Source organism: Chitinophaga qingshengii (assembly GCF_014529935.1).
Lineage (GTDB): Bacteria > Bacteroidota > Bacteroidia > Chitinophagales > Chitinophagaceae > Chitinophaga > Chitinophaga qingshengii.
This window is the reverse complement of record NZ_JACVFC010000003.1, coordinates 841570-861132: the sequence shown is the minus strand read 5'-3', so window position 1 is coordinate 861132 and position 19563 is coordinate 841570. Positions and strand designations below refer to the sequence as shown.

The window sequence follows — 19563 nt, the reverse complement described above, 5'->3', positions numbered from 1 at the left end:
CTGAATGGTGGTTTGTTTGTTATTTTTATTTTCGGTTACTGAAATACATGGTATCGTTTCTACGGCTGATTTGTATATCCAGCACATTGGAGATAATAAAGAGTATGTCTTCTTTATTCTCCAGGTATATAGTACCTTCTATTTTCCGCTCTTTTATTTTTTCATCGTCCACCACAATTTTTTCTCCATAATTATGTTCCAGTATGTCTATGATGTCAGACAGGGGAGCGTCCACCAGGGTGAGTTTACCGTGTACCCAGCTGCTATAGCTGCTGTCCTTCCGGGATGCCGAAACTTTTTGTTGCTGCTGGTCGTATTCCAGCAAATCGCCGGGGGACAAGACCTTGCTACCCATTTTTTTATCGTGAAAGTCAACCCGTACTTTCCCTGACAGGAGGAACACTGCTGTATGATGATTCCGTTGTTTCAAATCAAAGGCTGTTCCCAGTACAGTGACATCGGCGTCGGCCGCATGTACGACAAATGCCGCTGCTTTTTTATCCGGGTTTACGCGGAAGAAAGCTTCTCCCAGGAGCCATACCTCACGAAGCTGTCCATTCCAGGACCTGCGGTAATGCAGGCTGGAGTTGGCACGAAGCGTAACGCTGGAGCTGTCGGGAAGTTGTAATTGTTTGGTTTCTCCGAAGCCTGTTGTCGCCTGCCAGGTGTTTTGTTGTTGCCAGGTATACCAGGTCGCGGCGCCCACGCAGATGAGCAGGCCAGTCCAGATGGCGGCGCGGCGCCAGTTTAAAACAGCGTATAATCGTCTCCGTTGAACCGGCGCTTGTTGGAGGCCGGCTATCGTATTTGTAAATCTGTCATATGATGCCGTGATAGCATCTTCCGTTGGCACATGTTCCTTAAATCCGATCCGTAACAGCAGTTGCCGGGCGATATTGGCGGTGGCAGCATTTTCCGGGCTGGCAGCGATCCATTTGGTCCACCGGGCGGCTGCAACGGGATTGCCTTGCAGCACCCAGCTCACAAAGGAGGGATCAGCCACCAGGGTAGTTACGCTATATTTTTCATTGTCCGGTTTGTTGGGCTGCATCCTGTTTTTAGCTGTTTACGATATATAAGTCAGCACGGGGAGATATTACCCCATGAAAACAAAAGTTTTTTCAAAAAATTTTTGTCAGAGTTTCATCAATAGTAACCGAAGCATTGGCAGCAGCAGATAGAAGGGGATGTTAACCAGCTGTTTCAGTTCTTCCAGTGCCCGGGCCATCAGTTTATAGGTGGCTTTGACGGAGATATCCATCACCGTGGCAATTTCATCATACTGCATGTTTTCATAGAAGCGGAGGTAGACGGCTTCCCGCTGGCGGGGAGTAAGTTGCTGTAAAGCCTGTAGAATGCTCTCTTTCAGCTGTTGATCCTGTTCTTTGTGAATCAGGAAATGGTCGGCGCCGAACTCCGGTGTGGAGTTTTGTGTGGCGCGTTCTTCCCGTTGCATCCGTTTGATGGCCTCTTCATGATAGCGGAACAGCTTACGACGGAAGCTGCTGTATACGTAACTTTTATTGGCATCTAACGCCGGGTTGCGGCTATGGGCCTGCCACACGGATACAAATACGTCGTGAATGGCGTCTTCGATGAGACTGTTGTTGTCCGTCAGTTTCCTGCCATAGTTATACAGCTGCCGGTAGTAATATTTATAAGCGGCGGCTGCGGCTAAGGAATCCGGGGCATTAAAAATAATGTTGATATTCCGTTCGTCATGCGTATCCATCAGCAAGGCTAAAGATAGAAATTTTCCCGTTTATTATCCTGATAGGGTAATATTTACGCAGGATAAGAGAAAATTTTGGATAGATTCATTGGAGTTTTTATTTTTGTATCGATCATTACAGAAATAAAATGAGAGGAAGACCAGCTACGTATGATAACGATGCGGTGGTACTCAAAGCCCAGGAAATATTCTGGGAAAAGGGGTACAGCGCTACATCTTTACAAGACCTGCAAAATGCTACACAGATGGGCAGCGGCAGTTTGTACAATACTTTCAGGGGCGGTAAAAAGGAACTTTTCTCAAAGGCATTGCAGCAGCGCCGGGAGGCTTTCCAGGCCTTTAAGAAGGAACTGAAACAAAGTGCTTCGCCGATGGACCTGATCAGGGACTTCTTCCGCAGTGTGGCAATGGCTGACGAACATACACACCTGAAGGGGTGTATTGTGGCCAATACAGTGACAGCATTGGCTTTTATCGATAACGACCTGGAAACAGAAGCTGTTGGTATATTAAAGGATGTAGAAAAAATGTTTACTGACACCATCCGGGAAGCCCAGCGAACAGGCACTGTAAGCAATCCCGCGGATGCTGCTGTTTTAGGCAGATATTTAATGACCTGCTGGAATGGTCTTAATGTTACCAGACGAATGCATCCCCATAAAGAAAAGCTGAAGGAGCTTATCGAAATGCAACTAGGCATATTGCGCTAAAAATTTTTTACTTAATTATGTAACGATCATTACAAAAATATATTTATGGATTTACAGTTAAATGGTAAGACCGCCTTTATCAGCGGTTCTACCCAGGGAATAGGCTTTGCTATTGCACGACAGCTGGTGCAGGAAGGTGCGGAAGTGATCCTTCATGGAAGAACATCTGCTAAAGTGGACACCGCAGTGCAAAAGCTCTATGCAGAATTTCCAGCGGCAGCCGTCAGTGGGCGGGCAGCGGATCTCAGTATCCCCGAAGAAACAGCAAGGCTGTTGCAGCAGTTGCCTGCAGTAGATATTCTGATCAATAATGCGGGTGTATTTGAGCTAAGGGATTTTGAACAGATCACAGACGATGAGTGGAATGATATTTTCCAGGTGAATGTAATGAGTGCTGTAAGGCTCTCCAGACAGGTATTACAAGGGATGCTGTCCCGGAACCGAGGCCGGATTATTTTTATCAGCAGCGAGTCGGGCATGAACATACCGGGCAATATGATTCATTATGGAGTCTCGAAAGCTGCTATGCTGGCCCTGGGTAACGGGTTGTCAAAACTGACCAAAGGTACCGCAGTAACAGTCAATACAATCCTGGGTGGTCCTGCTTATTCGGAAGGCGTTGCGGCGGCGGTGGAACACCTGGCAGCACAGCATCAACAGCCGGTGGGGGTAATAAAGGAACAGATTATACAAAGCACTAACCCGCACTCCTTGCTGGGGCGTTTTATTGAACCCGCTGAAATAGCCAGCCTGGCGGCGTATCTCGCCAGTCCGTTGTCTTCCGCCATCAACGGGGCCGCGCTGAGGGTCGATGGTGGAGTGTTAAGAACGCTGTAGCTGGATTGATCAATTTGGCAAAGCATTGTGAATGCCGTACTTCGTATATACTAAAGCGTTACTCGAAATAATTCATTCTCAGGGCCTTCATAAAGAGGCCCTGATTGTTTATATTTGCAGGCAATTAAATAAAAGTAACCCCATACTTCACCATCCACGGCGTTTTCCCGCCGGTACATTTTTCTAATCTTTTTGCTGCTTAAAACCCAATAGGGGGACGCACTAGCGTTTCCACCTAAAGCTTGTTCTTTGAACAGTCTGTCGTTGCTGATTTTGCAGCGCTGTTGCCGTTATACGAAACAGAACGAATATGGGAGAGTGGCGAATTCCATGCATTACCAGACTGCAAAATGAGTCTGGTGCCTCACAGCGCCGGGAGTCGCATCATTTTCGCGGGATATAGGACACCCTGGCTGGCCGCCGAAAACACGGCTTAGTGGCTTTAGGTATCAACAATCAATTTTAATGGCGTTATTCTATTTAACATAACATAAAAAGTTGGAGACCCGGGTTTCAACTTTGTAAGTTGTTGATAATCAAGAGGGGAGAAGAGGGTAATAAAGACGCTTTTTTAGCCATACTTAAAGATACATTTTTCATATGAAATAGCTGTAAATCGGATTGCTAGATAAGTATAGAATGAGGTAGTTAAGACATGAAAATTTTAATTTTCATTTTAGCTTTTCTTTAATTGTCCATTCTAGCTATTTTAATATTTTTTCTTTTTTTATTTGTCCATACCAGCTTTTTAGCTTAATGAGGACTGATCTGTATTTTGAACACTTTGCATAGGTAAACGGGCCGGCAGCTGCCGGTGTTGGTGCCGTGGACATTCTCCCAAAAGCAAACACGGCAAATGTTTTTTGTCTAACTTAAACATGTAGCATTTTAATGCCCAAAGAACTTTATACCTGTATCGCGTTTTACGACGGTAACCCAACTAAATACCGCAATGTGACCAATCCTAAAAGCCTTTTGCGGTGGTGTTCTAATAACCTCAAGGGTTTTCGTTATCTGAACTGCTATACAATGCCTAACCGAGAGTTTGTATTTCGGTTGACCCGTAATAATTAAAACGTCATGTTTTCATTTTTCCCATGAATATGGGACAGCTATTCTTTTACGTTAAAGCAACCTTTTTCTATGGAAGAACTGCGCACAAATGACTTCCTCTCTTTGAAGTCCAGGATGCCCCTACTTATCGAGGATGCCCGCAAGCGTTTCGAGTACGCAAAACAGACTATAACACAAGCCGATGACCATATTATAAAAGGGGAGGCTTATGTTAAAACTGTTAAAAATGCTGGCGAAAGACAATTGCTTTTGAGTTCCGCCGACCTTGATGCTTGTATTAGGTTTGATAACCTTTTATCCAGGTTGATAGATGGCACTGTTAAAGTAAAACAGTATAGGCGAAAGCGGTTGTTTGAAAATCCTTATATGTATGTTGCTCCGCCATCAAATTTTACAATTAAACGCATTTTAGAAACAAACACTTTTCACTATGAAAAACAAACGGGGAACAGCAAAACCAGTAGGGTTTAGGATGACCCAGGTATATAAGGGAATGTATACCAGGATTCCTAGTGTATTTCAGAAAGTGGAATATATTAGGGGATATCTTCAAAATAGGGCTGATCGTATTTTTATCGATGGTGAGCCGATAAGCAATTATCTTGATGAACTGGATAAAGATTTACAGGCCGCTAGGCACGTAGAATTATTACTTGCTCGAAAAATCGGTATAGACCATTTCCCTGAAATAAATGTATTTCCTTATTTGTAGCGAAGGAGAGGCGGCAAATAGCCGCCTCTTTGTTTATTACGATTTCCTGGTCAAACATTACTTTTTTACAAAGGATCATTCCTTAGCGTCCGTATTTACGTATGGGCAGGCTTTGTGCCACCAGGACAAATTAAGGCAGGCGGGTTTCTTTAACGTCTGTATTCTTTTTACTAAGCACGTATAGCATGATTTGCATAGTTAAACAGCAGTTGCCTAACGCTGTTAAATATGTGTCTTATGGACACATAACCAATATTACCAATTTTAGGCATTATTTAGACACCTGCCGCCCTGGATGGGTTCATGTTCTCATTTACGGAGAAGTGTCTAAAAAGTACATTAGAACGATTAAAAATGCTAGACAAAACAAAGTTTCTCTTTTCCGGAGCGTTGAGTAGTTTTTTAGTAATGTCTAACAATACGGTTGATTCTTTGGCTACTAACCTGGGTTCTAGTACTGATCTTACCCATGAGCTAATAAAAGGATTGATGGCGGTTGTTGTTTCTTTCCTCACACAATTAATACATCGAAAAATTTATGAGCGAAAAAAAAACGGCGTATAACGCCCAGGCAAGCTGGCAACCTGGTACTGATGTTAAAGTACAGAAATTAGGTTGTTTAAGTCTTAAAAGGACTGTAATTGTTTCTAACGCTACTCGGTGTGTGTTTTACATCGATGAAGAATCTTTCTCGCGCTTCGCTTCGCATGCGCTTTCTCTCAAGATGACACCGGACGAATTGTTAAGGCAATTCATTTGGTTGTTCTCCGCAGACGAATCAATTAAGAGAGAAGTTATTTTGAGGTTGGCTACTTCCTCACATTAATTGCACCAGTGCCTATAACATGGTGCAACTTGTCCCGGTAGTGGGAACATCTACATAAAAAATATATTTTATGGCTCGTTTTCATCGTCGCCGTCGGCGCTTCTTTCGCCGTCGTTTTCACTCATCGCGTTCACATAGAAGCGTTTTACATGTTGGTCGTAGACGGAGTTCTATTTTAGGGTTAAGTATCCCTACATTGTTTCTGCTCGGTGGATTGGCGTTTGTCTTCCGCAATAAGCTGCAGCCGCTTTTTCAAAAAGTAACATCCCTGTTTAAATGAGGATGGGTAAGGTAGTGTTGTACTTACAGATAATTGCTTCTGTAATTACGATTTATTGTTTCATTAAAAATCGCTCTTTATGATTGTTAGGTATAGCGAATCGCGCCAAATGACCACCCGCGCCCGGTCAATTGACGGGTTTATGTTTAGTATTTTCTTGCAAGCCAAGGAAAATAATGTATTTCTTGGGATGAATGACTTCGATCCCAGGCAGGTAAATATCAAAGTTATTTTGCGTAGAGCGGGCCGGAATTATACGATAGTTCAGGATAACATGTTACTCCTGGGTGCTTTTAGTACCCTCTTGAGAGGACAGGATGAATTTTTCTTCGGCTTTTATAAACAGGTACCAGGAACATCAACCAAGTGCCAGAACTTGCGTTATTTTTTCCTTGATTTTGGAGTACCGTTGAATTTGAAAGGTGATGACGAATTGTACACGGAGGTAACCGTTAGTAAGTCCGCATTCTCAAGCAATGTTGATGAAAGTTTGAGTTATATAGAGTATGCTATAAATCCAGCTATGGCTTATGAGGTTGGTATTCCTTTCCTGTTTTCAAATGTTGTGCAGAGCCAGGCCACCAAGGAAAATTATAACCTGGGAGATAATGTTTTGTCAATCGCTTTTTTGAATTTTGATCGAACTGATTGGGAAAAACCAGTGGTAAATAATTTGCAGTTGTCATCTGATAGATTTGATTTGAGCCTGAACTTCCACGAGCTGATGATTCGCAATTTGATTCATTACCCGGCTGCAATGAACTATCGATTTACCACGTCTTTAACCCCTCCTGATGAACATACGGGAACAGGTAAAACGTATAAGTATCTCCCGCCTTTTCCGCAGTCCTGTATGATCTTCAATGGTGGGCAATCGAGCATAGAGGTTGACCAGTGTTCGTTAGATATTAGCTTCGATGGTCAGCAGGTTAACGCTAGTCAGAACTATATTGTCTGCCGACGTTTGGAAACAGACGTTCATACTATTGTAGCAAGCCAGGAGCGAGAGGTTAAGCATATTAATGAAAAGTTGGCCTCCCTTCCCGCAAAACTAAGTTAGTACTATGGGCCTGTTTTCTAAAAAAGCCGGTGGTACTTTCTTCGGTAACCTCTTACGTGGTGTCGGTAGTGCCGTTTCTGGTGGTTTATTGGGCAAAGGTATGAGCCGTATTGAAGTCGGACAGACCAAAACTAACCGCCAACTGATGAAAGAGGCGAAGGCTATCGCCGCGGCTGGCGGTACTCCTATGATGGTAGCGCCACCCACCGAAAATAAGGTTACTACAACAACAAAAAATGTTGTTGGTAGCCTATTGGGTAACGGTTCTAGTTCTGATCCTGATGCTCCGTCCTCCCCAGGTTGGCAGCCGATCCAGGTTGACGAAAACGGAAAGGCCAGGCTTAACCTGGAACTGCCACAAGTTCCGGTACAGGCGCAAGTGGGCGTTAGCCCCTTAGTATGGGTAGGCGCTGGCTTGGCCGTTCTGTTGCTTTTAAAAAAGTAGTGTAAATGCCTTTCTTTGCTGCCATTGGCGGCGTTTTAAAAGTAGTGGGGAAGGTGCTTAAAATTGGTGGTAAAGTTGTAGCCGTTACGCAAGCCGCCGGAGGTGCCATTAACACCGCCACAACGCCTTACTATAGTGAGGCCGGACAACGTGTACAGGCTATTATGGCCGGCATACAGGCGCAACAACCACCACCTCCCAAAACACCAGCGCCCGAACCCGAACAACCCGCTACCAGTATTGTTTATACTCACAATTCAGCAGGTGGTATGGTGGGCAATATTCCAGGTGTCACCGTCACCGCAAAGAATCCGCCATTACCCTCGTGGTTACCGCTGGCGGCGGTGGGTGTTTTACTTATTCTCCTATCAAAAAGAAGGTAGGCAATATTGGGGGCTGCGCCCCCATTTTATTTTAATTCAAATTATCATGAGAGTAATAGATTTTCTTTTTGGAATAATCGACCGATTTGCGCCTATGGACCAAGAAACTAAATCCTCGCTAAAGTTGGATGCTACAGCTGCCTATAATAAGGCAAAGGAGGGCAGTTTTCGGAAAAAAGTCCATAACGATAATGTACAATCCGATTCCAGCATTGAGACGGATGACAAGGCCGCATTAATGGAAAAAGTGTCGGTAATCGACCGCGTTGTAATCGCATCTGAATCCTGGTGGTTTCGCACATCTCTTGCGATCCTGTTTATTGTCGTAGTCCCAAAAATTAAAGACTATTGGAATAGGTCTGCCGGCTCTGATAGGCCGGACGATTTGGGTGATTTGGATGACTATGAGGATGACGACGATTATTAACAATTGTTAACCCACTGTTCGGGGTGCGGGTACTCCCGCACCTTTTAAATTTTAATGCTATGGTTAATGGAGAAAAAATAATTAAAGTACTTCTTTTTGCTGCTGGTGGATTTTTAGTATACAACACTTTTTTTAAAAAGAAAGCGTTTGCCCTGGATTCCGCTACAGAACTTAAACGGCTGGCAGAACAAAATACAGCGAAAGGAATAGGTAAACCGTCGGCTGCTCATGTCGCTATTGCCAATCAGATATGGGAGAATTTTAATCATGCTATTGTTAAGGATAGCAACGAAGATAGAATTGTGGCGCTTTTTAAGGGTAGTACTGTACCTCGTTCTGTTTCTGATATGTCCTTGATTTATCAAGCCTACGGCGTACGAAAATTGCCCGAAAGGATCGACTTTGACATTTTTGGTGTAGGTTTTTCGTCTGGTAGTTTGATCCAGCATGTAGAACGCATCTTCGACCAAGATCGGTCGCAAACAGGCGATTTTATTGCCTTATTAAATACTGTGTTGTCATATGCTCCCGCAGATAATAAATAACTTTGTTTTTGAAAAGTCATATATCAACGACCTGGTAACGCTGGTAAGTCCTAATAAGAAGATCACCAATATTATACCCTATTCGTTTACCAGGACATTTAATAAAGCTGGATTGCAAAGTTTGGAAGAAAGGCGGTGGTACTTGTACTATGGTTATTTTTTGGTCAGCAAAAATGGAGATACTCCCCAGACGGTAACGTTTACCAACGATTCAATGATCGTTGTGAAGTGGGAGAACTTCAGTTATGAGGTTGACCAGTTCTTAATTTTGGCTAATGCTATAACTCTGCAAAACCCTGTTCCTGATGTGTATGTTCATTTTGTTGGGTATCGTATACAGATAGAGGATACCGGTAAAATGCCAGACTTTTACGTTCCTTCTCAGCCACCAGAGCCGCAAACTGTTCAACTGATGTTACACAATCGGACAGGTGTACAGCTGGCGGTGTATGTCAATAATTACCGGGTACCCAATACCTCGCCTAATTCTGATTGGGATATTGGAATACGTATTTTACGCGGCCCTACGAGTATTCGGTTTAGCCCATCCGTTGTTCCTGGTGTTCCGGTTCCTGATAATACTTTTTTGGAAAGTAGGGAAGCGGCGGCAGGCGAGGGGGTGAGCATACCTTACACCAGTTTTGACCAGGTGTTTAATTTTGATAGTAGCCAGGACGTGGAAAGACACGTCACGTTGTACCGTAATACAGTAGAGCCTCTTCGGGAGATAGTTGTCAATGCCTATTTGACGGATCAGGATGATATCTATAACAGCACAGTAGTAGAGTTTACATTGCCATATCAGTTCGATTTTGATGTTACGTTTAAAATTGCTCGTTGCGTTACGAATACCAGTGCTGGCCTTAATTACTGTTATGGGGTTCAACCTGGTAGCGGCTCCGGTGATCCTGATGCAATCGTTGATGTGACTATCCCTAGAGGTACTGGTACCCATCGGATTTCCTTACAGCCTTCACCAGGTAAAGCCTTCGGTTATGTGGAAAGGATAGAAATTTCCGCCATAGGTGACGCCCGTGTTACATTCATCAAGTTTCCAGGATCTTCCTGGATTTTGGTATTAAAATAAATTTCAATATGGAATATAAATCTTTGGTGAAGACCAATACAGAACAATTCTTTAAACGGCTCGCTGAAATTGCGGGCCGTTTAGGCATTCCGTCGGAATGGTTACAACATGTTATGTACTCTGAATCCGGGCTTAGCCATATAGCTGTTAATAGTATTGGGGCCGTAGGGTTAATTCAATTTACCCGATCTACGGCTAAATCCCTGGGAACCAGTGCTGATGCGCTTTTGAAAATGTCGAATGTACAGCAGCTCGATTATGTAGAGAAATATTTCAAAGTACAAATATCTGTCTACGGTGTCCCTAAAAGCGTGGTTGATTGCTATATCCTGGTGTTTTATCCCGCTATGGTACGGAAAGGAAAAGATTTTGCGTTACCTGATTCGATGTATGCGTCAAACAAGGGAATGGACATGAACAAGGATGGCAAAATAACGCGGGATGATGTAAAAGCCTACCTTGAAAAACGTATAGGTGTAAAGGTGAGTGATTCTCCTGGTGGTACAAGTAAATGGCCGTTACTTCTTATTCCTTTGGCAGTCTTGTTATTGTCTTTGACACGTAGTAAAATATTCTAAGATGGAGGCATTTAAACAATTCGCATTAAACAGCCGTGTAGCGAACTTTCAGCACGGTACTTTCAAAAAAAAAGAAAACATCTACATACTTGGAAAGCGTTATGAGGCTACAGTTTTTTATAAACAGTATCAGCCGGTTAATGTCGTCATTTATGAGGTAGATAAAACCGGAGCTAAAACGTCCGCTTCTTTTTCTAGTCTTACCTATTCGTTGTGGATGGATATTAGAAAAGCATATATTTTAAACCGTGAGTAATGATAGATACAATTCATCTTCGTATTAACAATATTTCAAAATATAACATGCTTTATGAACAGTTATATACCATTAAAAGGGATTCAGTTAGCGAAGCCTATATTATTGATGAGACAACTGGCGAGGTACTTGGTAACCGCAATTTTATTCGTTCTCTTATCTACCATGACAATAATAATATTATCCCTCTTAATAAGCGTAGTAGTCTTGATCTTCCCAGTAGCCATTATAGCGTATCTTACGTGGTTAATGTACAAGGCAATTACGTAGATTTCAATTTCTCTTTGCCCAAAACCCAGTACGGAACAAATTTGTTTCAATTTGTCGATTACTACGATCAAAGTTGTAGTGTGACCTTTAGTTTCTTTATCCGGTATATTTTTGATTTTGCTAGAGAATACTTTATACAGCTACCAGAAGCCCAGGACATGGAGGTGAGACGGATTGACCTTTGTTATAATCAGTTTTTTAACAGTAAGTCTGATGCTTTACAGTATCTCGATCATCAAAAAACACTGCTAGTTAAGTATGCTCGTAAAAGCCAGAATAACTACAGGTCTTATGAAACCTCCTTGATGTATGTAACGGCCCGTTACTCGTTTAAAATTTATCACAAGGGCACGGAATTTGCGAAGCATGATTATAAGGCTCTGGTTAAGTCTGGTAACGGTAGGGGGTATGACCTGGGATATTTTCAAGAGGTATCGGATAAAATTCTCCGCTATGAGATGACCTTTAGGCTGTCTTACATTAACTACCTGTTCAATAGCTACTTTTTTGATTCGGAGCGGCGAGGTAACAGAATAGATATACAAACTCACCCAGTTAATAAAGTTCTAAAAGCCTTTGTAACTATGGGTTTCAGTAAGTACTACTCATATTTTAAGACTAAGCAAAAAACGTTTAGCCTTGCCAGTGACTACGACTCCTACAATAGCAATAGAAGGAATTTTGAACTATATAAGGACAACTACAATGTAAGTTTTGATTATAGTATTTTTTCCATCTTGTATGAGCAATTTTGGGCGCGTGTTAAGCAGTATCAGTTGAACGTTAAAATGAGCATAGGACAGGTTATTGAAAATATTTCGGAGTATAACAAAAGCTGTGAGCTTAAAAATAAAATCCGCCGGGCTTATGATGGTAAGAAGGTAGGCTCTGAACTGGTTAACAGTAGAATGGTGATACTTGCTGTCTTAAGTCAGTACGTTAATTTGCAGGAATTATATAAGGCTAAGTTGATACCCAAATCTACCTACTACCGCATTAAGGATGATTTGAAGAAAATAGGGGTTAGCGAGTATAGCGCAAATACGGCAATACCAGCGCCGCCATTGGATTATCTTGATTATAGATATTATTTTGGTCGATATTTGAATTAAACGTAAATTTCTGTAATAAGGATAGAAATCTATTATTTCATAAAACAATTGTATGAGTAATAATTTAGTTCTGCTTTATACCATTTCTGATGGTGGGTATTTTTGTTTACCCGGGAGACGACGTAAGTTTCAAAAACGAGATCACCTTCAAACATTGCCGTTTCAGGATTATTTGCCAGATGGTACATCTGTAGTGAGTACAAAACCTGGATGTCTTTGTAGAGATTCCTCGGGGCGTCTATGGACTAAAAGTTGGTATGATTGGGTAGAAGAGGTTATTTAAGTAATAGAGGTATATAAAATAAAAACCGGGGTAAAAACCCCGGTTTGTTACATTGGCCATTTTCTGCGGTCTGTGAGGTATTTTGAAAGGTAAAGGGATTCACCAGGTTGAAACCTGGTGACTTGATAGTCACACGATTAATACTCGAAAATTTCGAGTTAGTGATGGTTAATGGATGGTTAATGGATGGTTGAAGACTTTAGTATGCTTTAATTAAATGGTCAAGCTCCCCGACAAATCGGTCTCTTACTTCGCGTACCAATTCCCTGATTTTGCTTGTTTCAGCACCTGTTAGTACCTCCACTAGTTTACCATCTTTTACCTGGTCAATGCTTCGTAACTTTCGATAAAATGTTGGTGTGCTAAATCTGCATTCTTCGCAAACGCGTGTTCTGAAAAAGTTTGCATAACCATTTAGGCATTCATTAACAACGCTCAATAGATTTTTTACAGGTCTCTTTTTTCTCATGATCTAGGTTTTTATATTTATATTTATTGATGCTTTATAAGTTGTACGGGGTAGATACCCCGCACATGTTTTTTATGGAAAAAGTGGGTTACTGAACATACTACCATTATTGCCGTAGTATGTGGTTACTGGCGGCTTCGCGTTGTGGTGTGTTGTTTCAGGTAACTATAGTAAATGTAAGTTAAACTTTTAAAATACAAAGATAAACTGTGTAAAATTATGGTTCAACTGTAAATATTTATATTTGAACTTTGTATTTTGGTGGTTTACAATAAATTAAATGTGGTTATCTTTGTGAATCCAATTGAAGAAAATGGGAAAAGTACTGTTAAATCGTATTCGGGCGGTTTTGGCTGAAGCCGGGCTGAATCAAAAGGATTTATTTAATCGCATCAATGAACGAAAAAAGATTTCATACAACAGCGTGACAGCCTGGTGTCGGAACGACGCGCAACCGGATCTGGCAACACTTTGGCTGATCGCGGAAGTTCTAAATGTAAGTGTACGTTCGTTAATCGTCGATAATAAACGGAAAGATTAAGACGCCTTAGATAGGCCGGAGAGTGGCTACTATTAAGGAATAGCTGTGCAGGATGATATTAAGTATTGTATAGTAACATTGTTTGTTTCTACTCGTTAAGTCCCGAATCAGAATAGGTAACCTAGTATAAGTTTTTAAGGGGCGCTATCGCGCTGATATTAAATTTACCCGAATGGAGAAAGTGCTGTATAATCGAATCAAGGCCGTTTTGGCTGAACTTGGGATGAACCAAAAAGACTTATATAACCGCGTTAACGAGCGAAAAAAAATTTCGTATAACAGCGTGGCCGCCTGGTGCCGGAACGACGCGCAACCAGATATTCCAACCCTAAATATAATCGCTGACGTTTTAGATGTAAGCGTTAGAATATTGCTTGTTGACAATAAGGCCCAATAGGGTAACAGGAGCCTCCTGGATCGCACCCGTTTAATAGATATTTTGTTGGTATTGATTTTTTGACTAGCTTAATTAGTACTAGTTCTTTGACAGCCGTGCTGTGCAAGTGGAGTAGTGGCTAAAAAGGGCCGCTTATTGCCTTAACTCACTGGTTATCAACTAAGTTAAATAAAAATCACATGTAAAAGAGGACTTATATACAACGTTCTCTTTTTAATAGGTTTATCTATTTAACATAACATAAATTATAGGAATAATCTGCGGCTATAAACTTTAAGCTCATCGAAGCGAAAAAGTCTCTATAAAACGGTGGTGGAAATTCATTCGAATGAGGCTACTGTGGCTGGTTTGTACGAATACACCTCAAGGCCTCTCACGAATACGCGATTCTCAGCGCCTTCATTTTGATGGGAAATTCTGGGGTTTCTGGGAATTTATGCAGGAATTATCGGGGACAAAAAAGCTGCCGGCAATGTAACCTACACTCCCAGCAGCAAAAAATTATGCGAATACGGTAATAAATTCAATGACTTCTCCATCCAGCCCGTACACCAGTGCGTTACGGATTTTTAACGGCGGCTGACCGAGCGATAAATCATTCGGCGCGATGCAGCTCACAGCGCCCAGTGATAATGCGTGGACATACGCAGCATCCACATCCTCAACGGTCAATGCCAGGTGTAATATCGCTCCGGTGACGGGCGTCTCACCAGGCTGTCTGCGGCGCCCCTGCGCGGCCACATTGGCGTCCTTGTCAAATATTTCGATAAAGGACCCGGTACCCGGAATTTGCAGCAACGCCGCATCTGTAATATTAAACTCCGGTAATGTCCAGGAATGGTATGGTACAAGTCCCAGCGCCTCATAAAACCTGCAGGTGGCCTGGAAATCATTGGCCTGAATGGCCAAATGATGGATGCCCGTGATATTCGTCTTGTTCATGCGGCAAAACTACAACATGATAAGTAACGGACTATCGGGCTAACAAAATTGTTAGCTCCCAAATCCGCTACCAGAGCCAATTTAGCGATCAAATTTTGAGACTACAAGTTTTTGGGAAGCGTAAATTCCGGAGTGCCCGCTGAAATAATACGCGGTAAAACACGCTACGGCGAAATACAGTACGTGGTCAGTGCCAAAAAGTTCAACGCCCATCAGTGTACACGCCAGCGGTGTATTGGTGGCCCCGGCAAAAACGGCGATGAAACCAAGTCCGGCGAACAGGTCAACCGGCGCGCCGAGCAACAAGGCCAGCGTATGCCCCAGGGTGGCGCCCATAAAAAATAAAGGTGTCACCTCTCCCCCTTTAAAACCCATTCCCAGCGTTACAGCGGTGAAAATCAGCTTCCATAGCCAGCTCCAGTCAGAGATATTACTGCTGCCGCTGAAGGCATTAACGATACTGACGCCGTCGGGCGACTGACTATACACGCCTAAACCCAGATAATCACGGGTGCCGAGAATAAAAGTCATACCGATAACCACCAAACCGCCCACAACAGGAATAAGCCACGGAATTTTAATATAGACGTTGGCGTTATATTTGATCGCGTGAATCATCCAGGAAAACAAAAAGCCGGTCAAGCCAAAAGCGACGCCAGCTACTATCACCTTTAGTAACAGAAACAGATCAGCCTTCACAAAAGGGATATAAGGCGTCAGGTGCGAACCTGTGTATAATATCTGATAATGTGTGTGCGATATTCCCCAGGCTGAACAAACTACATCTGCCAGTACGGCTGCAATAAGACAAGGCACCAGCGCATCGTAACGCATGGCGCCAATAGCCAGTACTTCCAGGGCGAACACAGTACCTGCAATGGGTGTTCCGAATACCGCTCCAAAACCTGCGGCAATACCGGTCATTAATAATATACGTATATCCCTGGGCGTGAGTCCGAGCGTTTTTCCTATCCAGGCGGCCATACTTCCACCAATCTGCACGGCTGTGCCTTCCCGTCCGGCGGAACCGCCAAACAGGTGGGTGATCACAGTGGTGAGCAGCACCAGGGGCGCCATCCTCGCGGGAACACCTCCTCCGGGCTGGTGTATCTCATCCATGATCAGGTTATTGCCCTTTTCGGCATTCTTGCCTCCCACGCGGTATAACCAATAAATCAATATACCTGCTAATGGCAACAGGTACAACAACCATCCATTTTCAAAACGGATCTTCGTCGCCTTGTCGAGCATCCATAGAAAGAGGGCTACCAGGCTGCCCACGATCAGGGCAACAGGTAATACCAACACTGTCCATCTCAGCAGCTGATACGCTACTGTAATTTGTTCCGGTTTATTTCTATTTTGTATCATGTCCTACAAACAGCAGTTTAAGGTGACACCACTTTGTATCACCTGGTTCGTTTTGTAGGCGCCATCAGTTTCGGAGGACCCGAAACGGTTCGGAGCAGGAAGACACCATTTCCTGTGATGCAAAAGTAAAATTAATCTGCTAATAATCCAGCATAATATGCTGCGCCCCAAAGCGCAGACTTATCATTGTTGACAATATGAATAGGCACACTGGTCAGCAGTTCAGCCATCCGGTCGCCCTGCATATAGTGATGAAAGAACTCGCCGGTCTCCAGTAACCGGGCTATCTTGGGCGGAATACCGCCTCCCAGAAAGAGTCCCCCGGTGGATTTCATCTTCAGCACCAGGTTGCACGATTCGCGCGCCAGGTACCGGACAAACAGTTCCATCGTTTTTACACAGATCGCCACTTTGCCTTCCATGGCTGCTTTGCTGATAACGGCGGCATCGTCGCCGGCTGCCATTTCCGCTGCCAGTGCCGACGGCACTTCCATTTCTTTTATATCCCGCAGGAACTGGTAAATGGTCACGATACCCGGACCGGAAATAACGCGCTCCCAGCTGGCAATCTCATATTTCTCCTGCAGATATCTTAATAAAGATATATCGAGTTCCGTACGCGGTGCAAAATCACCATGACCACCTTCCGTAGGGAAAGGATGATGATGCTTGCCATCCCAATACAGGCCGGCCATGCCCAACCCTGTACCCGGTGCGATGATGGCCATATTACCATTATTATCGGCAGCGCCGCGATGTAAAGTAGTTAACTGTCCCGGTGATAAGGTAGCTAATCCATATGCCGTAGCTTCCAGGTCGTTGATGAGTGCTACCGCCTGGATACCTGTTGCCTGCCGGATTTCATCTTCACTAAGCTCGCGTGATAAATTGGTAAGCTCCACTTTCCCTTTCACAACCGGTCCGGCTACCCCAATGCATATACGCTGCGGCTTTTCCCCACCCTGACTAATAAAATGCTGAATAATTTCTGAGAAACTGGCATAGTCCCTCGATGCATATTTGTCTTCCCGCACTACATCGAAATCCCCTTCGGCCAGGCGGAACAAGGCCAGGTTGGTCTTTGTGCCACCCAGGTCGCCGGCCAATAAATACAGTTCTTTCCCCTGCTCATATACGGGTGCTACAAACCTAGGCAAATAGTGCTGCTTTTTGATTGTCTGCATAACATCGTAAACTTATCTCCTAAAAATAGTCAAATTGGAACAGCATTTGCCCCTCGTTGAACAATTTTCTGAAAAAAATGTAAACCCAATAAATTGATTTTTAATGGAAAGACATACCTATCAGACTGGACTTATTGGAAATTGCGCGTTCCTGGCGCATATCAACAAAGACACGAATGTAGATTGGCTCTGCTGGCCCCGGATGGACAGCTCTTTCGTTTTTGGAGGGCTGCTGGATCGTAAAAAAGGGGGTGCCTTTTCCATCCTGCCTACCGGCGATTATGCATCCCATCAATATTATATGGAGAATACCAATATTCTCTGTACGGAAATCAGCACTACGGAAGGTAGTTACCGGGTGACCGACTTCGCCCCCCGCTTTCAGCAATACGAACGTTTTTTCAAACCGCTGATGCTGATACGGAAAGTGGAACCACTGGATGGCTCACCCCGCATCCGTGTGCGGTGTACACCCACCTGCGATTATGGCACCGCCCAGTTACATCCCATCAGAGGCAGCAGCCACATCGAGTTCACCGGCTGCGAGGACAATATCAGGCTGACCACCAATATTGCCGTGAGCTATGTTTTTGATGAAGAATATTTTGTGTTGAATGAAACCAAATACCTGATACTCACCTACGGCCTGCCCCTGGAAGCGCCGCTGGCAAGCACAGCCGAACGGTTTCTCCGGGAAACCGCCACCTACTGGCGCACCTGGATCAAACATTCTTCCATTGCCAATTACCATCAGCCTTATGTAATCCGGGCCGCTTTGGCGCTGAAAATCCACCAAAATGAAGATACCGGCGCCATCATTGCGGCCAGTACCACCAGTCTCCCGGAATTCCCGGACAGTGGCCGCAACTGGGACTACCGCTACTGCTGGATGCGCGATACCTATTATGTAATTACCGCACTGAACCATATCGGTCATTTTGAGGAAATGGAGAAGTACTTCGGTTATATCACTGACATCTCTTTCTCCGGTGATTTCCGCTATCAGCCTTTGTACGGTATCACCGGAAAAAAGGACCTGGTGGAAACCATACTCCCCCATCTCGACGGATATATGGGCAATCAGCCTGTCCGCATAGGTAACCAGGCCTATGAACATATCCAGAATGATATCTATGGACAGGTGTTGATTTCCATGTTACCATTATATACCGACCACCGTTTTATCTTCTCCGAACGGAAAGACTCTGACCGGTGGATCAACCTCCTGCTGAAAAAAATAGAAAAGACCATCGATGAAAAAGACGCCGGTATCTGGGAGTTCCGGAACATGGCTAACATTCACTGCTACACGAACTTATTCCAGTGGGCGGGTTGTAATGCGGCAGAAAAAATGGCCAGGACTATCGGCAATGAAGAACTGATTGACCGCGCCGTTGCTTTGAAGAACCGCGCTGCGGCTCATATTGAAAGTTGCTATGATCCGGTACGGAAAGTATATACCAATGCCGCCGGCAGTCAGCACCTGGATGCCAGCACGCTGCAACTGATTATGATGAACTACCTGGACCCTGCTTCTGAAAAGGCACGGGATCATTTGGCAGGACTGGAAAAAGAATTGAAAACACCGGAAGGGCTGTTTTACCGTTACCGGCACTCCGATGATTTTGGTCTCCCTAAAACAACTTTCCTGGTATGTGCCTTCTGGTACGTAGAAGCGCTCGCCTGCGTAGGCCGGCTGGATGATGCACAACGCGAATTCAGTAAGCTGCTGCAATATTCCAACCACCTCCTGCTTTTCAGTGAAGATGTGGAATCCACTACCGGCAGCCAATGGGGTAATTTCCCCCAGGCCTATAGCCATGTGGGACTGATGAATGCGGCCTACCGCATAGCGATGAAACTGGATAAACCAATATTTATTTAGGGATTTTCGGATTTAGGGGATTTACGAATTTCTGGGATTTGATTGTGTGATGTTGTTTAAATATATAAATAATATATAATTCATATATAATTCATTATAACATGATCAACATCACATAATCAAATCCCAGAAATTCGTAAATCTGAAAATCCCAAAA

The 19563-nt window shown here is 43.7% G+C and carries 21 protein-coding genes and 1 riboswitch; of the genes, 15 read left to right on the top strand and 6 right to left on the bottom strand.

Annotation, left to right across the window (positions count from 1 at the left end; all coding sequences use genetic code 11):
- Positions 1-25: 25 nt before the first annotated feature.
- Both ICL07_RS23265 and ICL07_RS23260 read right to left on the bottom strand, forming a co-directional pair.
- Positions 26-1051, bottom strand: coding sequence for a FecR family protein (locus ICL07_RS23265; protein ID WP_188090441.1), 1026 nt, complete (start codon positions 1049-1051; stop codon positions 26-28).
- Positions 1052-1135: 84 nt separating this feature from the next.
- Positions 1136-1732 carry an RNA polymerase sigma factor gene (locus tag ICL07_RS23260; RefSeq protein WP_188090440.1) on the bottom strand — a complete coding sequence of 199 codons (597 nt, stop codon included), beginning with the start codon at positions 1730-1732 and terminating at the stop codon, positions 1136-1138.
- A 128-nt stretch (positions 1733-1860) separates the two neighbouring features.
- Here ICL07_RS23260 and ICL07_RS23255 point away from each other — a divergent pair, with 128 nt between their 5' ends.
- The 12 genes from ICL07_RS23255 to ICL07_RS23200 all read left to right on the top strand — a co-directional run bounded on the left by ICL07_RS23255 (position 1861) and on the right by ICL07_RS23200 (position 12334).
- On the top strand, positions 1861-2442 hold the full coding sequence (locus ICL07_RS23255; protein ID WP_188090439.1) for a TetR/AcrR family transcriptional regulator: 582 nt from the start codon (positions 1861-1863) through the stop codon (positions 2440-2442).
- Between the two features lie 45 nt (positions 2443-2487).
- Positions 2488-3279 carry an SDR family NAD(P)-dependent oxidoreductase gene (locus tag ICL07_RS23250; RefSeq protein WP_188090438.1) on the top strand — a complete coding sequence of 264 codons (792 nt, stop codon included), beginning with the start codon at positions 2488-2490 and terminating at the stop codon, positions 3277-3279.
- Positions 3280-4422: 1143 nt separating this feature from the next.
- Positions 4423-4824 (top strand): hypothetical protein, encoded by a 402-nt coding sequence (locus tag ICL07_RS23245; protein ID WP_188090437.1) that lies wholly within the window; start codon positions 4423-4425, stop codon positions 4822-4824.
- Positions 4825-6250: 1426 nt separating this feature from the next.
- Positions 6251-7231 (top strand): hypothetical protein, encoded by a 981-nt coding sequence (locus tag ICL07_RS23240; protein WP_188090436.1) that lies wholly within the window; start codon positions 6251-6253, stop codon positions 7229-7231.
- Between the two features lie 4 nt (positions 7232-7235).
- Positions 7236-7676: a hypothetical protein gene (locus ICL07_RS23235; RefSeq protein ID WP_188090435.1), complete on the top strand. Its 441-nt coding sequence runs from the start codon at positions 7236-7238 to the stop codon at positions 7674-7676.
- A gap of 5 nt (positions 7677-7681) precedes the next feature.
- Positions 7682-8059, top strand: a complete 378-nt coding sequence (locus ICL07_RS23230; protein ID WP_188090434.1) for a hypothetical protein — start codon at positions 7682-7684, stop codon at positions 8057-8059.
- Positions 8060-8105: 46 nt separating this feature from the next.
- Positions 8106-8486: a hypothetical protein gene (locus ICL07_RS23225; RefSeq protein ID WP_188090433.1), complete on the top strand. Its 381-nt coding sequence runs from the start codon at positions 8106-8108 to the stop codon at positions 8484-8486.
- Between the two features lie 59 nt (positions 8487-8545).
- A complete protein-coding gene (locus tag ICL07_RS23220; RefSeq protein ID WP_188090432.1) occupies positions 8546-9031 on the top strand; it encodes a hypothetical protein in 486 nt (161 codons plus the stop codon).
- The gene (locus ICL07_RS23215) at positions 9009-10118 is read left to right on the top strand and encodes a hypothetical protein (RefSeq protein WP_188090431.1); all 1110 of its coding nucleotides are present in this window, start codon (positions 9009-9011) and stop codon (positions 10116-10118) included. Before ICL07_RS23220 ends, ICL07_RS23215 begins: the two co-directional genes overlap by 23 nt.
- An 8-nt stretch (positions 10119-10126) precedes the next feature.
- A complete protein-coding gene (locus tag ICL07_RS23210) occupies positions 10127-10696 on the top strand; it encodes a transglycosylase SLT domain-containing protein (RefSeq protein ID WP_188090430.1) in 570 nt (189 codons plus the stop codon).
- Position 10697: 1 nt separating this feature from the next.
- Positions 10698-10952, top strand: coding sequence for a hypothetical protein (locus tag ICL07_RS23205; protein WP_188090429.1), 255 nt, complete (start codon positions 10698-10700; stop codon positions 10950-10952).
- Complete coding sequence (locus ICL07_RS23200; RefSeq protein ID WP_188090428.1) at positions 10952-12334, top strand: phage/plasmid replication domain-containing protein; 1383 nt, start codon at positions 10952-10954, stop codon at positions 12332-12334. The genes ICL07_RS23205 and ICL07_RS23200 overlap by 1 nt, the downstream gene beginning before the upstream one ends.
- Positions 12335-12816: 482 nt before the next feature.
- Here ICL07_RS23200 and ICL07_RS23195 read toward each other — a convergent pair whose 3' ends face one another.
- Entirely contained in the window at positions 12817-13086 is a 270-nt protein-coding gene (locus ICL07_RS23195; RefSeq protein ID WP_188090427.1) for a hypothetical protein, read from the bottom strand.
- 313 nt (positions 13087-13399) lie between these two features.
- Here ICL07_RS23195 and ICL07_RS23190 point away from each other — a divergent pair, with 313 nt between their 5' ends.
- Both ICL07_RS23190 and ICL07_RS23185 read left to right on the top strand, forming a co-directional pair.
- Positions 13400-13627: a helix-turn-helix transcriptional regulator gene (locus tag ICL07_RS23190; protein WP_188090426.1), complete on the top strand. Its 228-nt coding sequence runs from the start codon at positions 13400-13402 to the stop codon at positions 13625-13627.
- Between the two features lie 172 nt (positions 13628-13799).
- Positions 13800-14024, top strand: a complete 225-nt coding sequence (locus tag ICL07_RS23185) for a helix-turn-helix transcriptional regulator (protein WP_188090425.1) — start codon at positions 13800-13802, stop codon at positions 14022-14024.
- A 501-nt stretch (positions 14025-14525) separates the two neighbouring features.
- On the opposite strand, the gene ICL07_RS23180 is transcribed toward ICL07_RS23185, so the two are convergent.
- The 3 genes from ICL07_RS23180 to glk form a co-directional block, all read right to left on the bottom strand.
- Complete coding sequence (locus ICL07_RS23180; protein ID WP_188090424.1) at positions 14526-14966, bottom strand: VOC family protein; 441 nt, start codon at positions 14964-14966, stop codon at positions 14526-14528.
- An 81-nt stretch (positions 14967-15047) separates the two neighbouring features.
- Positions 15048-16337: a voltage-gated chloride channel family protein gene (locus ICL07_RS23175; RefSeq protein ID WP_188090423.1), complete on the bottom strand. Its 1290-nt coding sequence runs from the start codon at positions 16335-16337 to the stop codon at positions 15048-15050.
- Between the two features lie 48 nt (positions 16338-16385).
- A riboswitch (Fluoride riboswitch) is annotated at positions 16386-16459 on the bottom strand.
- Positions 16460-16468: 9 nt separating this feature from the next.
- Positions 16469-17494: a glucokinase gene (glk, locus tag ICL07_RS23170; protein WP_246485145.1), complete on the bottom strand. Its 1026-nt coding sequence runs from the start codon at positions 17492-17494 to the stop codon at positions 16469-16471.
- Between the two features lie 130 nt (positions 17495-17624).
- Here glk and ICL07_RS23165 point away from each other — a divergent pair, with 130 nt between their 5' ends.
- Positions 17625-19406, top strand: coding sequence for a glycoside hydrolase family 15 protein (locus ICL07_RS23165; protein ID WP_188090421.1), 1782 nt, complete (start codon positions 17625-17627; stop codon positions 19404-19406).
- Positions 19407-19563: the final 157 nt, after the last annotated feature.

Excerpts from the sequence above, each read along its gene's own strand:
- ICL07_RS23265 (WP_188090441.1), bottom strand. The coding sequence starts at position 1,051 with ATGCAGCCCAACAAACCGGACAATGAAAAATATAGCGTAACTACCCTG.
- ICL07_RS23260 (WP_188090440.1), bottom strand. The coding sequence starts at position 1,732 with ATGGATACGCATGACGAACGGAATATCAACATTATTTTTAATGCCCCG.
- ICL07_RS23255 (WP_188090439.1), top strand. The coding sequence starts at position 1,861 with ATGAGAGGAAGACCAGCTACGTATGATAACGATGCGGTGGTACTCAAA.
- ICL07_RS23250 (WP_188090438.1), top strand. The coding sequence starts at position 2,488 with ATGGATTTACAGTTAAATGGTAAGACCGCCTTTATCAGCGGTTCTACC.
- ICL07_RS23245 (WP_188090437.1), top strand. The coding sequence starts at position 4,423 with ATGGAAGAACTGCGCACAAATGACTTCCTCTCTTTGAAGTCCAGGATG.
- ICL07_RS23240 (WP_188090436.1), top strand. The coding sequence starts at position 6,251 with ATGATTGTTAGGTATAGCGAATCGCGCCAAATGACCACCCGCGCCCGG.
- ICL07_RS23235 (WP_188090435.1), top strand. The coding sequence starts at position 7,236 with ATGGGCCTGTTTTCTAAAAAAGCCGGTGGTACTTTCTTCGGTAACCTC.
- ICL07_RS23230 (WP_188090434.1), top strand. The coding sequence starts at position 7,682 with ATGCCTTTCTTTGCTGCCATTGGCGGCGTTTTAAAAGTAGTGGGGAAG.
- ICL07_RS23225 (WP_188090433.1), top strand. The coding sequence starts at position 8,106 with ATGAGAGTAATAGATTTTCTTTTTGGAATAATCGACCGATTTGCGCCT.
- ICL07_RS23220 (WP_188090432.1), top strand. The coding sequence starts at position 8,546 with ATGGTTAATGGAGAAAAAATAATTAAAGTACTTCTTTTTGCTGCTGGT.
- ICL07_RS23215 (WP_188090431.1), top strand. The coding sequence starts at position 9,009 with ATGCTCCCGCAGATAATAAATAACTTTGTTTTTGAAAAGTCATATATC.
- ICL07_RS23210 (WP_188090430.1), top strand. The coding sequence starts at position 10,127 with ATGGAATATAAATCTTTGGTGAAGACCAATACAGAACAATTCTTTAAA.
- ICL07_RS23205 (WP_188090429.1), top strand. The coding sequence starts at position 10,698 with ATGGAGGCATTTAAACAATTCGCATTAAACAGCCGTGTAGCGAACTTT.
- ICL07_RS23200 (WP_188090428.1), top strand. The coding sequence starts at position 10,952 with ATGATAGATACAATTCATCTTCGTATTAACAATATTTCAAAATATAAC.
- ICL07_RS23195 (WP_188090427.1), bottom strand. The coding sequence starts at position 13,086 with ATGAGAAAAAAGAGACCTGTAAAAAATCTATTGAGCGTTGTTAATGAA.
- ICL07_RS23190 (WP_188090426.1), top strand. The coding sequence starts at position 13,400 with ATGGGAAAAGTACTGTTAAATCGTATTCGGGCGGTTTTGGCTGAAGCC.
- ICL07_RS23185 (WP_188090425.1), top strand. The coding sequence starts at position 13,800 with ATGGAGAAAGTGCTGTATAATCGAATCAAGGCCGTTTTGGCTGAACTT.
- ICL07_RS23180 (WP_188090424.1), bottom strand. The coding sequence starts at position 14,966 with ATGAACAAGACGAATATCACGGGCATCCATCATTTGGCCATTCAGGCC.
- ICL07_RS23175 (WP_188090423.1), bottom strand. The coding sequence starts at position 16,337 with ATGATACAAAATAGAAATAAACCGGAACAAATTACAGTAGCGTATCAG.
- ICL07_RS23165 (WP_188090421.1), top strand. The coding sequence starts at position 17,625 with ATGGAAAGACATACCTATCAGACTGGACTTATTGGAAATTGCGCGTTC.